This window comes from Pseudomonas linyingensis, from assembly GCF_900109175.1.
Lineage (GTDB): Bacteria > Pseudomonadota > Gammaproteobacteria > Pseudomonadales > Pseudomonadaceae > Geopseudomonas > Geopseudomonas linyingensis.
In genome coordinates, this window is record NZ_FNZE01000001.1 from 348,451 (window position 1) to 360,455 (window position 12,005).

11 protein-coding genes are annotated in these 12,005 nt (G+C 66.8%); 10 read left to right on the plus strand and 1 reads right to left on the minus strand.

From position 1 onward, the window contains the following. Position 1 precedes the first annotated feature (1 nt). The 9 genes from murD (at position 2) to lpxC (ending at position 10,416) form a co-directional block, all read left to right on the plus strand. A complete protein-coding gene (gene murD / locus BMZ19_RS01785) occupies positions 2-1,363 on the plus strand; it encodes a UDP-N-acetylmuramoyl-L-alanine--D-glutamate ligase (RefSeq protein ID WP_090305970.1) in 1,362 nt (453 codons plus the stop codon). Beyond that, on the plus strand, positions 1,363-2,577 hold the full coding sequence (ftsW, locus tag BMZ19_RS01790) for a putative lipid II flippase FtsW (protein ID WP_090305973.1): 1,215 nt from the start codon (positions 1,363-1,365) through the stop codon (positions 2,575-2,577). The genes murD and ftsW overlap by 1 nt, the downstream gene beginning before the upstream one ends. Then, positions 2,567-3,637, plus strand: a complete 1,071-nt coding sequence (murG, locus tag BMZ19_RS01795) for an undecaprenyldiphospho-muramoylpentapeptide beta-N-acetylglucosaminyltransferase (RefSeq protein WP_090305976.1) — start codon at positions 2,567-2,569, stop codon at positions 3,635-3,637. The genes ftsW and murG overlap by 11 nt, the downstream gene beginning before the upstream one ends. Continuing rightward, complete coding sequence (gene murC, locus BMZ19_RS01800) at positions 3,630-5,093, plus strand: UDP-N-acetylmuramate--L-alanine ligase (protein WP_090305979.1); 1,464 nt, start codon at positions 3,630-3,632, stop codon at positions 5,091-5,093. The genes murG and murC overlap by 8 nt, the downstream gene beginning before the upstream one ends. Next, positions 5,090-6,037, plus strand: coding sequence for a D-alanine--D-alanine ligase (locus tag BMZ19_RS01805; protein WP_090305983.1), 948 nt, complete (start codon positions 5,090-5,092; stop codon positions 6,035-6,037). The genes murC and BMZ19_RS01805 overlap by 4 nt, the downstream gene beginning before the upstream one ends. 3 nt (positions 6,038-6,040) lie before the next feature. Beyond that, positions 6,041-6,901 carry a cell division protein FtsQ/DivIB gene (locus BMZ19_RS01810; protein ID WP_090305986.1) on the plus strand — a complete coding sequence of 287 codons (861 nt, stop codon included), beginning with the start codon at positions 6,041-6,043 and terminating at the stop codon, positions 6,899-6,901. Positions 6,902-6,922: 21 nt separating this feature from the next. After that, positions 6,923-8,167: a cell division protein FtsA gene (ftsA, locus tag BMZ19_RS01815; protein WP_090305989.1), complete on the plus strand. Its 1,245-nt coding sequence runs from the start codon at positions 6,923-6,925 to the stop codon at positions 8,165-8,167. Positions 8,168-8,226: 59 nt separating this feature from the next. Next, positions 8,227-9,393, plus strand: a complete 1,167-nt coding sequence (ftsZ, locus tag BMZ19_RS01820; RefSeq protein ID WP_090305991.1) for a cell division protein FtsZ — start codon at positions 8,227-8,229, stop codon at positions 9,391-9,393. Between the two features lie 111 nt (positions 9,394-9,504). After that, on the plus strand, positions 9,505-10,416 hold the full coding sequence (lpxC, locus tag BMZ19_RS01825; protein ID WP_090305994.1) for a UDP-3-O-acyl-N-acetylglucosamine deacetylase: 912 nt from the start codon (positions 9,505-9,507) through the stop codon (positions 10,414-10,416). Positions 10,417-10,486: 70 nt separating this feature from the next. Here the strand turns inward: lpxC and BMZ19_RS01830 are convergent, their stop codons facing one another. Beyond that, positions 10,487-10,942, minus strand: coding sequence for a DUF721 domain-containing protein (locus BMZ19_RS01830; protein ID WP_090305997.1), 456 nt, complete (start codon positions 10,940-10,942; stop codon positions 10,487-10,489). A gap of 74 nt (positions 10,943-11,016) precedes the next feature. Between BMZ19_RS01830 and BMZ19_RS01835 the strand changes: the two genes are divergently transcribed. Beyond that, positions 11,017-11,943: a M23 family metallopeptidase gene (locus BMZ19_RS01835; RefSeq protein ID WP_090306007.1), complete on the plus strand. Its 927-nt coding sequence runs from the start codon at positions 11,017-11,019 to the stop codon at positions 11,941-11,943. Positions 11,944-12,005: the final 62 nt, after the last annotated feature.

The following is a 12,005-nucleotide window of genomic DNA, read 5'->3' on the forward strand; positions in this document are numbered from 1 at the left end:
GATGACACTGATCGCTTCCGACCAGTTCCGCATCGTTGTCGGCCTCGGCAAGAGCGGCATGTCGCTGGTGCGCTTCCTGGCCCGCCAGGGCGTGCCCTTCGCGGTAGTCGACACTCGCCACAGCCCGCCGGAACTGGCCACCCTGCAGGCCGAGTTTCCTCAGGTGGAGGTGCGCTGCGGCGCGCTCGATGTGGACTTTCTCTGCCGCGCGAGCGAGTTGTACGTCAGTCCCGGTCTGCCGCTGGCCACCACAGCACTGCAGGAAGCCGCCGCCCGCGGCGTCAAACTGTCCGGCGATATCGACCTGTTCGTGCGCCATGCCAAGGCACCGATCGTGGCCATCACCGGCTCCAACGCCAAGAGCACCGTGACCACCTTGGTCGGCGAGATGGCCGCGGCGGCCGGCAAGAAGGTGGCGGTGGGCGGTAACCTCGGCACCCCGGCGCTGGACCTGCTCGCCGACGACGTCGAGCTGTACGTGCTCGAACTGTCCAGCTTCCAGCTGGAAAGCACCGAACGGCTGAACGCCGAGGTGGCCACCTGCCTGAATGTCAGCGATGACCACATGGATCGCTACAGCGGCCTGCAGACCTATCATCTGGCCAAGCACCGGGTGTTCCGCGGTGCCCGCCAAGTGGTGATCAACCGCCAGGACCCGCTGTCGCGGCCGCTGATCGCCGACCAGGTGCCGTGCTGGAGCTTCGGCCTCGACAAGCCGGACTTCAAGTCGTTCGGCATCCTCGAGGAGGGGGGCGAGAAGTTCCTCGCCTTCCAGTTCTCCCGGCTGATGCCGGTGCGCGAGCTGAAGATCCGCGGTGCCCACAACCAGGCCAATGCCCTGGCGGCGCTGGCCCTCGGCCATGCCGTCGGCCTGCCGCTGGCGCCGATGCTGGATACCCTGCGCGGCTTCACCGGCCTGGCGCACCGTTGCCAGTGGCTGCGCGAGCGCGCCGGGGTGACCTTCTACGACGACTCCAAGGCGACCAACGTCGGTGCTGCACTGGCGGCGATCGACGGCCTGGGTGCGGAGATCGACGGCAAGCTGCTGCTGATCGCCGGTGGCGACGGCAAGGGTGCCGATTTCACCCCCCTGCGCGCCGGCGTGGCGAAGTACTGCCGTGCGGTGGTGCTGCTCGGTCGCGATGCCGAGCTGATCGCCGAGGCGCTCAAGGGCGAGGATGGCGAGGCGGTGGTGCCGCTGCTGCGGGTCAACAGCCTCGACGAGGCCGTGCAGCGCAGCGTCGAGTTGGCCGAGGCAGGTGATGCCGTACTGCTGTCGCCGGCCTGCGCCAGTCTCGACATGTTCAAGAACTTCGAAGAGCGCGGCCGCCTGTTCGCCCAGGCCGTGAAGGAGCTGCCCTGATGCGCGCCCTGCTGCGCCTGAACCCGTCACCGCTGCTGAGTCGCCGCGGCGTCGATCTGGACTTCCCGCTGCTGGCGGGTTGCCTGGCGCTGCTCGGTCTCGGCTTCGTGATGGTCTCCTCCGCCTCGTCCGAGGTAGCGGCGGCGCAGTCGGGCAATTCGCTGTATTACATGATCCGCCACCTGGTCTACCTGGCCATCGGCTTCGCTGCCGCCGGCGTGGTGCTGCTGGTGCCGGTGTCCTCCTGGCAGAAAAACGGCGGCAAGCTGCTGGTCACCGCCCTGGTCCTGTTGGTGCTGGTGCTGGTGCCGGGCATTGGCCGCGAGGTCAACGGCGCGCGGCGCTGGATCGGCTTCGGTATCGCCAACATCCAGCCCTCCGAGCTGGCCAAGCTGTTCACCGTGATCTATCTGGCCGGCTACCTGGTACGCCGGCAGGCGGACGTGCAGCACAAATGGAAGGGTCTGCTCATGCCGCTGATCGTGCTCGGCCTGATGGCCGGCCTGCTGCTCTCCGAGCCGGACTTCGGCGCCACCGTGGTGCTGGTCGGCGCCGGCATCACCATGTTGTTTCTCGGCGGCGTCAGCCTGCTGCGCTTCCTGCCGATGGTCGTTGGCGTGGTGGTGATCGGCGTGGTGGTGATGACCAGCCAGGCCTACCGCCTCAAGCGCCTGACCAACTTCATCGATCCCTGGGCCGACCAGTTCGGCGCCGGCTACCAGCTCAGCCAGGCACTGATCGCCTTCGGACGCGGCGAATGGCTGGGCGTGGGCCTGGGCAACAGCGTGCAGAAGCAGTTCTACCTGCCCGAGGCGCATACCGACTTCGTCTTCGCCGTGCTTGCTGAGGAGCTGGGTATGGTCGGCGCGCTGCTCACCGTGGCGCTGTTCGTGCTGGTGACCCTGCGCGCCCTGTACCTCGGCCTGTGCGCCGAGAAGGCCCAGCAGTATTTCTCCGCCTATGTGGCCTACGGTCTGGCGATCCTCTGGATCGGCCAGTTCCTGATCAACATCGGCGTGAACGTCGGCCTGCTGCCGACCAAGGGTCTGACCTTGCCGTTCCTCAGTTACGGCGGCAGTTCGCTGGTGGTCTGCTGCATCAGCCTGGCCCTGCTACTGCGCATCGACTGGGAGCGGCGCAACCAGCTGGGAAATGCCGAGATGGAATTTACCGAAGAGGATTTTGCCGAGGAGGAGCCGCGCCATGCCCGGTAACGTCCTGATCATGGCCGGCGGCACTGGTGGCCACGTGTTTCCCGCGTTGGCCTGCGCCCGCGAGTTCCAGGCGCGCGGCTACACAGTGCATTGGCTGGGCACGCCGCGCGGCATCGAAAACGAGCTGGTGCCGCAGGCCGGCCTGCCGCTGCACCGCATCGAGATCAGTGGCCTGCGGGGCAAGGGAGCGCTGTCCCTGCTCAAGGCGCCGCTGCAGATCGTCAAGGCGCTGTGGCAGGCGCGCCGGGTGCTGCGCGAGCTGCAGCCGGTGTGTGTGCTGGGCATGGGCGGCTTCGTTACCGGCCCCGGCGGCATCGCCGCCCGGCTGGCCGGGGTGCCGCTGATCATCCACGAGCAGAATGCCGTGGCCGGTACCGCCAACCGTGGCCTGGCGCCCTTCGCCAGTCAGGTCTGCGAGGCTTTTCCGGACACCTTTGCCGCCAGTCGCAAGCGCCGTACCACCGGCAATCCGGTGCGCGAGGAGCTGTTTCTCGAGACCCCGCGGCAAGGACTGGCCGGGCGCCCGGCGCGCCTGCTGGTGCTCGGCGGCAGCCTCGGCGCCGAACCGCTCAACAAGCTGCTGCCGGCGGCGCTGGCCCTCGTGGGCGAGACGCTGCGTCCGCAGGTCTACCACCAGGCCGGCAAGCAGCACGCCGAACTGACCCGTGCGCGCTACGAAGAGGCCGGCGTCGACGCCGAGGTGGTGCCGTTCATCCGCGACATGGCCCGCGCCTACGCCTGGGCCGATCTGGTGATCTGCCGTGCCGGCGCGCTGACCGTGAGCGAGCTGGCGGCCGCCGGTCTGCCGTCGCTGCTGGTGCCGCTGCCCCATGCGATCGACGATCACCAAACCCGCAATGCCGAATATCTGGCCAAGGCCGGCGCTGCCGTGCTTTTGCCGCAACATGCGACTGACGCGGCCGGTCTGGCCGCGCAGCTGACCGAGGTCCTGATGCACAGTGAAAAACTCGTGGCCATGGGTGCCATCGCCCGCCGCCTGGCCAAGCCCGACGCCACCCGCGTGGTGGTGGACATTTGCCTGGAGGTGGCCCATGGCTGAGGCGCCCCTCAACACGTCGGCGGAGCTGCGCCGCATGCGCCGCATCCGCCGCATCCATTTCGTCGGCATCGGCGGGGTGGGCATGTGCGGCATCGCCGAGGTGCTGCTCAACCTCGGCTACCAGGTGTCCGGCTCCGATCTCAAGGCCTCGCCGGTGACCGCCCGGCTGGAAAGCTTCGGTGCGCAGATCTTCCTCGGCCACCGCGCCGAGAACGTCGCCCAGGCTGACGTGCTGGTGGTGTCCAGCGCCATCAATCCGGCCAACCCGGAAGTCGCCCAGGCCCTGGAACGGCGCATTCCCGTGGTGCCGCGCGCCGAGATGCTCGCCGAGCTGATGCGCTACCGCCACGGCATCGCGGTGGCCGGCACCCACGGCAAGACCACCACCACCAGCCTGCTCGCCTCGGTGTTCGCCGCCGCCGGCCTCGATCCGACCTTCGTGATCGGTGGCCGCCTGAACGCTGCCGGCACCAACGCCCAGCTCGGCGCCAGCCGCTACCTGATCGCCGAGGCCGACGAGAGCGACGCCAGCTTCCTGCACCTGCAGCCGATGGTCTCGGTGGTCACCAACATCGACGCCGACCACATGAGCACCTATGGCGGCGACTTCAACAAGCTGAAGAAGACCTTCGTCGAGTTCCTGCACAACCTGCCGTTCTACGGTCTGGCGGTGCTCTGCGTCGACGATCCGGTGGTGCGCGAAGTCCTCCCGCAGGTGGCCCGACCGGTGGTCACCTACGGCTTCGACGAGGGCGCCGACCTGCGCGCCATCAATGTGCGCCAGGAGGGCATGCGCACCTTCTTCACCGTGCTGCGCAAGGACCGCGAGCCGCTCGACGTGTCGGTGAACATGCCCGGCAACCACAACGTGCTGAATGCCCTGGCCACCATCGCCATCGCCACCGACGAGGGCATTGCCGACGAGGCCATCGTCGCCGGCCTGTCCGGCTTCCAGGGCGTCGGCCGACGCTTCCAGGTCTACGGCGAACTGCCGGTCGAAGGCGGCAGCGCGATGCTGGTCGACGACTACGGCCACCACCCGCGCGAAGTGGCGGCGGTGATCAAGGCCGTGCGCGGCGGCTGGCCGGAGCGCCGCCTGGTGATGGTCTACCAGCCGCACCGCTACAGCCGCACCCGCGACCTCTACGAGGACTTCGTCCAGGTGCTCGGCGAGGCCAACGTGCTGCTGTTGCTGGAGGTCTATCCGGCCGGCGAGGAGCCGATCCCCGGCGCCGACAGCCGCCAGCTTTGCCACAGCATCCGCCAGCGCGGCGTGCTGGATCCGATCTACGTCGAGCGCGGTGCCGACCTGGCGCCGCTGCTCAAGCCGCTGCTGCGCGCCGGCGACATCCTGCTCTGCCAGGGTGCCGGCGACATCGGCGGCGTCGCTCCACAACTGATCAGTAACCCGTTGTTCAGCGCCCCAGAGGCGGGCGCCGAGAGGAAACCGGCATGACCGACACCCTGTCCCTCAACCTGGATCCCGCCGTTTTTGGTCGCGTCGCCGTGCTGTACGGCGGCAAGAGCGCCGAGCGCGAGGTATCGCTGAAGTCCGGTGCGGCGGTGCTGGCGGCCCTGCAGGGCGCCGGCGTGGACGCCTTCGGCATCGATGTCGGCGCCGACCTGCTGCAGCGTCTGGCGGGCGAGAAGATCGATCGCGCCTTCATCGTCCTGCACGGCCGCGGTGGCGAGGACGGCAGCATGCAGGGCCTGCTCGAGTGCCTGGGCATTCCCTACACCGGCAGCGGCGTGCTGGCCTCGGCGCTGGCCATGGACAAGCTGCGCACCAAGCAGGTGTGGCAGAGCCTCGGTCTGCCCACGCCGCGCCATGCGGTGCTGGCCAGCGCCGCCGATTGCGAGCGGGCGGCCGCGGAGCTGGGTTTCCCGCTGATCGTCAAGCCGGCCCACGAGGGTTCGAGCATCGGCATGGCGCGGGTGGAAAGCTTCGAGCAGTTGCTCGCGGCCTGGCAGGACGCGCGCCGCCACGACCCGCAGGTGCTGGTGGAGCAGTGGATCAGCGGGCCGGAGTTCACCATCGCCATGCTGCGCGGTGAGGTACTGCCGCCGATCCGCCTGGGCACTACCCACAGCTTCTACGACTACGAGGCCAAGTACCTGGCCGACGATACCCGCTACCAGATCCCCTGCGGTCTGGACGTGGACAAGGAAGAGGAACTCAAGGCGCTCACTGCGCGCGCCTGCGAAGCGGTCGGTACCCGCGGTTGGGCCCGCGCCGACGTGATGCAGGATGCCGGTGGGCAATTCTGGCTGCTGGAGGTCAACACCGTTCCGGGAATGACCGATCACAGCCTGGTCCCGATGGCCGCCCGGGCGGCCGGCCTGGATTTCCAGCACCTGGTGCTGGCGATCCTCGCCGACAGCCTGGAGGCAAGGAGCTGATTCATGATCGCGCTGCTGCGTCACCAGCGTCCGGGCCCGGTTGGCCCGCTGCGCAAGCCGGCCCCTCGCGGGGCCAGCCGCATGGTGGTGCGCGAACCTCTGCGCCTGCGTATGCCACGGCTGTCGCTGAGTGGGCTCAAGCGCCTCACCTGGCCGCTGATGTTGCTTGGCCTGGGTTTTGCTGCCTATGAGCTGAGCGAGCGTCTGCTGCCCTACGCCGATCAGCCGATCGCGCGGGTCAGCGTGCAGGGCGACCTGCACTATGTCAGTCGCCAGGCGGTGGCGGAGCGGGTGGCCCCCTTCGTGGACGCCAGCTTCTTCAGTGTCGATCTGGCGAGCATGCGCCGCGAGCTGGAGCAGATGCCCTGGATTGCCGAGGCCGAGGTGCGGCGGGTGTGGCCCGATCAGGTGCTGATCCGCCTGGAGGAGCAACTGCCGGTGGCGCGCTGGGGCGACGAGGCGTTGCTCAACAACCAGGGGGTGGCCTTCGCTCCGGGAGAGCTGGGTGGCTACGAGCAGTTGCCCACGCTGTGGGGGCCGCGACGCGCCCAGCAGCAGATCATGCAGCAGTACCAGATGCTCAGCCAGTTGCTGCGGCCGCTGGACTTCACGGTGGCGCGTCTGGAGCTGCGCGAGCGCGGCAGCTGGTTCCTCACCACTGGCCAGGGGCTGGAACTGTTGCTCGGCCGCGACCACGTGGTGGAAAAGATGCGCCGCTTCGTCAGCGTCTACGACAAGACCCTGAAAGAACACAATACGAACATCGCGCGCGTCGATCTGCGCTACCCCAACGGCCTGGCCGTGGCGTGGCGCGAGATGCCGGCGGCGCCGGTTCCCGGTGCGAACACCGGGGCCCTGCAGTGACTTGAGGAGAGAACTGGGATCATGGCAAGCGCGCAAAGCGGCAAAATGGTCGTCGGCCTGGATATTGGCACCTCCAAGGTGGTGGCGCTGGTCGGCGAGGTAGCGGCCGATGGCCAGCTGGAAGTCGTCGGCATCGGCACCCATCCCTCGCGGGGGCTGAAGAAGGGCGTGGTGGTCAACATCGAGTCCACCGTACAGGCCATCCAGCATGCGATCGACGAGGCGCAGCAGATGGCCGGCTGCCGGATCCACTCGGCATTCGTCGGCGTGGCCGGCAGCCATATCCGCAGCCTGAACTCCCACGGCATCGTCGCCATCCGCGAGCGCGAGGTGAATCGCGCCGATATCGAGCGGGTGCTGGATGCCGCCCAGGCGGTGGCGATCCCGGCCGACCAGCGGGTGCTGCATACGCTGGCCCAGGACTACGTGATCGACAACCAGGAAGGCGTGCGCGAGCCGCTGGGCATGTCCGGCGTGCGTCTGGAAGCCAAGGTGCATGTGGTCACCTGTGCGGTGAATGCGGCGCAGAACATCGAGAAGTGCGTACGCCGCTGCGGCCTCGAGGTGGACGACATCATTCTCGAACAGCTGGCCTCGTCCGACTCGGTGCTGACCGACGACGAGAAGGAGCTGGGGGTGTGCCTGGTGGACATCGGCGGCGGTACCACCGACATCGCCATCTTCACCGAGGGTGCGATCCGTCACACGGCTGTCATCCCGATCGCCGGCGACCAGGTCACCAACGATATCGCCATGGCCCTGCGCACGCCGACTCAGTATGCTGAGGAGATCAAGATTCGCTATGCCTGCGCCCTCGCCAAGCTGGCCGGTGCCGGGCAGACCATCCAGGTGCCGAGCGTCGGCGAGCGTCCGCCGCGCGAGCTGTCGCGCCAGGCACTGGCCGAGGTGGTCGAGCCGCGCTACGAGGAGTTGTTCTCGCTGGTGCAGGGCGAACTGCGCCGCAGTGGCTACGAGGACCTGCTCCCGGCCGGGATCGTGATTACCGGTGGCACCGCGAAGATGGAAGGTGCTGTCGAGCTGGCCGAGGAAATCTTTCACATGCCGGTACGTCTGGGCCTGCCGCAAGGTGTCAGGGGCCTGGAGGATGTCGTGCGCAACCCTGCCTATGCGACAGGGGTCGGTCTGCTGTTGTACGGCCTGCGCAAGCAGGGATCGCCGAGCTATTCCGCCAGTGGCGGCAGCAGCGAAGAGAGCAAACCGCCCGTATTCGAGCGCCTGAAGCGCTGGGTACAGGGCAATTTCTGACCGTCGGCCACAGCTTTGTCAGGTCGGTTGGACAAGAAAAAAGGGAAAGGAGAGGGAAAATGTTCGAATTAGTCGATAACGTTGAGTCGAATGCGGTAATCAAGGTCATCGGTGTCGGCGGTGGTGGCGGCAACGCCGTCAATCACATGCTGCGCAGCAACATCGACGACATCGATTTCATCTGTGCCAACACCGATGCCCAGGCACTGAAGAAGGTCGATGCCAAGACCATCCTGCAGCTGGGCATGAACGTGACCAAGGGACTCGGTGCCGGCACCAATCCCGACGTCGGTCGCCAGGCCGCGCTGGAGGACCGCGAGCGCATTGCCGAGGTGCTGCAGGGCGCCAACATGGTGTTCATCACCACCGGCATGGGCGGCGGCACCGGCACCGGTGCGGCGCCGATCATCGCCGAGGTGGCCAAGGAAATGGGCATCCTCACCGTGGCGGTGGTCACCCGTCCGTTCCCCTTCGAGGGACGCCGGCGCATGCAGATTGCCGACGAGGGCATCCGCGCCCTGTCCGAGCATGTCGACTCGCTGATCACCATCCCCAACGAGAAGCTGCTGACCATCCTCGGCAAGGACGCCAGCCTGCTGTCCGCCTTCGCCAAGGCCGACGACGTGCTGGCCGGTGCCGTGCGCGGCATCTCCGACATCATGCAGCGCCCCGGCCTGATGAACGTCGACTTCGCCGACGTGCGCACCGTGATGAGCGAGATGGGCATGGCGATGATGGGTACCGGCCACGCCAGCGGCCCGAATCGCGCCCGCGAGGCAGCCGAGGCGGCGATCCGCAACCCGCTGCTGGAAGACATCAACCTGCAGGGCGCCCGCGGCATCCTGGTGAACATCACCGCCGGCCTCGACCTGTCGCTGGGCGAGTACACCGAAGTCGGCAGCATCATCGAGCAGTTCACCTCGGAACACGCCACCGTCAAGATCGGTGCGGTCATCGATCCGGAAATGCGCGACGAGCTGCACGTCACCGTGGTCGCCACCGGCCTCGGCGCGCGCATGGAGAAGCCGACCAAGGTGGTCGACAACGCCCCGGCCGCCACCCCGGCTCCGCAGGGCGCGTCGGTGAACTACCGCGACCTCGAGCGTCCGACCGTGATGCGCAGCAGTCAGGGTACCGGTGGCGCCGCCCCGGCGGTCAAGCTCAGTACCCAGGAAGACCTCGATTACCTGGATATTCCGGCCTTCCTGCGCCGGCAGGCTGATTGAGTTTCTATATCAGGAGTATTGGTGTGATTGGTGTTCAGTAAAGGCGGGCTCTGATATCATTCCCGCCATTACTGAGAACAGTTCACAACTTGTGCAGATACGGCCAAAGCCATGATCAAACAACGCACTTTGAAGAACATCATCCGCGCCACCGGCGTCGGCCTGCACTCGGGGGAGAAGGTCTATCTCACCCTGAAGCCGGCCCCGGTGGATACCGGTATCGTGTTCTGCCGCACCGATCTCGACCCCATGGTGGAGATTCCGGCTCGGGCCGAGAACGTCGGTGAGACCACCCTGTCGACCACGCTGGTCAAGGGTGACGTCAAGGTGGATACCGTTGAGCACCTGCTTTCGGCCATGGCTGGCCTGGGTATCGACAACGCCTATATCGAACTGTCGGCATCGGAAGTGCCGATCATGGACGGCAGCGCCGGCCCCTTCGTGTTCCTCATCCAGTCTGCCGGTCTGCAGGAGCAGGAAGCGCCGAAGAAGTTCATCCGCATCAAGCGCCCGGTGACCGTGGAGGAGGATGGCAAGAGCGCCACCTTCCTGCCGTTCGATGGTTTCAAGGTGAGCTTCGAGATCGACTTCGATCATCCGGTGTTCCACGGTCGTACCCAGCATGCCTGCGTCGACTTCTCCAGCACCTCGTTCGTCAAGGAAGTCAGCCGCGCACGCACCTTCGGCTTCATGCGCGACATTGAGTTCCTGCGTTCGCAGAACCTGGCCCTGGGTGGCAGCGTGGACAACGCCATCGTGGTCGACGAGTTTCGCGTGCTCAACGAAGACGGCCTGCGCTACGAGGACGAGTTCGTCAAGCACAAGATCCTCGATGCCATCGGCGACCTGTACCTGCTCGGCACCAGCCTGATCGGCGAGTTCCGCGGCCACAAGTCCGGTCACGCCCTGAACAATCGCCTCCTGCGCACCCTGCTTGCCGAAAAGGACGCCTGGGAGCTGGTGACCTTTGAAGACGCCAGTACCGCGCCGATCTCCTACATGCGCCCGGCAGCTGCCGGCTGAAGCAAGACTCTCCCTTTCTCTTGAGGCCACCGTCAGGTGGCCTTTTTTTTGTCCGCGTTTTTTGCGCGCTTCAGTCCGGTGGTCGGGTGTGGCTGGCCAGGCGCTCCAGGGCGGCGCGCAGTTGCGGGTCGTCGATGCTGCTAGCGGCGGTGCGCAGGGTGTCGGCGGCGCTGGCGGAGAGTTGCAGATTTCGACCGGTGGCATGCCTTTCGGCAGCTGTTGGTTGAATCTTGAACAGGATCTTCGTTAAGTTCTCGAATTCCTTGAGATTCTGCAGCTGGCGCAGCAGGCGCTTCTGCTGGTAACGCAAGTGGGTGGCCCACTGGCCGTCGGTGACGATCAACAGCAGGCAGCCTTCACGCCAGGTCGCCACCCGACAGTGGGGGCGGGCCGCCGGCTGTAGCTGGCTTTCCAGCAGCTGTTGCAGATGGGCGAGACGCTGCGCCTCGCCGAACAAGCTCTTGAGCGTTTTCGTCTCCCGCAGCAGTGCCGCGGGAGCTCGGGCCGGCAGGGGACGAAAAGACATGGCAGGACGCCTGGAAATAACCGAGTGGCCATCGTAGCAGAACGGTCGCACCGATTCTTCTTGCGGAATGCTCCATGCATATCATCTTCATGAGTCGTCGCCACGGTGCGGCACGTTCACTGACGCTGGCGCCACGCCACGGACTGTTGCTTGCCACTCTCCTGCTGGGCTGCAGTCTGGCTGCAGGCATTGTACTGGGCTCCTGGATGAGACCCGAGCCCTTGCCGGTGGTTCCCGGCGAGCCGGTCAGCGAGACGAACGGTGTTCTGCCGCAGGAGCTGGCCGAGGCACGCGCCGCCGCCCAGCGCGAGCTGGACGCGTTGGGCGTACACCTGGCCGAGCTGCAGGCGCGCATGATCCGTATCGATGCCCTCGGCGAGCGGCTGAGCGAACTGGCCGATCTGGATGGCGATGAATTCGACTTCTCCCAGCCGGTGGGGCAGGGCGGGCCGGACGAACTGCTGGACGGCGAAGCGTTCCGCGGCAGCGAGGTGCTCGGCAGCCTCGATGCGTTGGCGGCGCGCCTCGACAGCCGCGAGCAGCAACTGGAAGCGATGGAGCACGTGCTGGCAACGCGCCAGCGCGAGGACGCGAGCCAGGTGGCCGGCCGGCCGGTGCTCAGTGGCTACCAGTCCTCGGGCTATGGTCGGCGCAGTGACCCGTTTCACGGCCGGGCCCGCGATCACAAGGGCATCGACTTCGCTGCCAAGCGCGGCACCGATATCGTCGCGGTGGCCACCGGGGTGGTGACCTGGGCCGGGCGCAAGTCCGGCTACGGCTGGACCGTCGAGGTCGGTCATGCCGATGGCTACTCGACCCTGTATGCCCACAACCAGCGCAACCTGGTCAAGGTCGGTGACCTCGTGCAGCGAGGCCAGGTCATCGCCCTGGTTGGCAGCAGCGGACGCTCGACCGGTCCGCATGTGCATTTCGAGGTAAAGAAAAACGGTCGCCAGGTCAATCCGGCCACCTATGTCGCACGTGCCAGCAGTGGTGAATGAGGCGTCTTTTCTCGCCGGCATTTCCGGGTAGAATGCCTTCTTCGCTGCCGCGCCGACGGCAC

Excerpts from the sequence above, each read along its gene's own strand:
- murG (WP_090305976.1), top strand. The coding sequence starts at position 2,567 with ATGCCCGGTAACGTCCTGATCATGGCCGGCGGCACTGGTGGCCACGTG.
- BMZ19_RS01805 (WP_090305983.1), top strand. The coding sequence starts at position 5,090 with ATGACCGACACCCTGTCCCTCAACCTGGATCCCGCCGTTTTTGGTCGC.
- murC (WP_090305979.1), top strand. The coding sequence starts at position 3,630 with ATGGCTGAGGCGCCCCTCAACACGTCGGCGGAGCTGCGCCGCATGCGC.
- ftsZ (WP_090305991.1), top strand. The coding sequence starts at position 8,227 with ATGTTCGAATTAGTCGATAACGTTGAGTCGAATGCGGTAATCAAGGTC.
- ftsW (WP_090305973.1), top strand. The coding sequence starts at position 1,363 with ATGCGCGCCCTGCTGCGCCTGAACCCGTCACCGCTGCTGAGTCGCCGC.
- BMZ19_RS01810 (WP_090305986.1), top strand. The coding sequence starts at position 6,041 with ATGATCGCGCTGCTGCGTCACCAGCGTCCGGGCCCGGTTGGCCCGCTG.
- murD (WP_090305970.1), top strand. The coding sequence starts at position 2 with ATGACACTGATCGCTTCCGACCAGTTCCGCATCGTTGTCGGCCTCGGC.
- lpxC (WP_090305994.1), top strand. The coding sequence starts at position 9,505 with ATGATCAAACAACGCACTTTGAAGAACATCATCCGCGCCACCGGCGTC.
- BMZ19_RS01835 (WP_090306007.1), top strand. The coding sequence starts at position 11,017 with ATGCATATCATCTTCATGAGTCGTCGCCACGGTGCGGCACGTTCACTG.
- ftsA (WP_090305989.1), top strand. The coding sequence starts at position 6,923 with ATGGCAAGCGCGCAAAGCGGCAAAATGGTCGTCGGCCTGGATATTGGC.
- BMZ19_RS01830 (WP_090305997.1), bottom strand. The coding sequence starts at position 10,942 with ATGTCTTTTCGTCCCCTGCCGGCCCGAGCTCCCGCGGCACTGCTGCGG.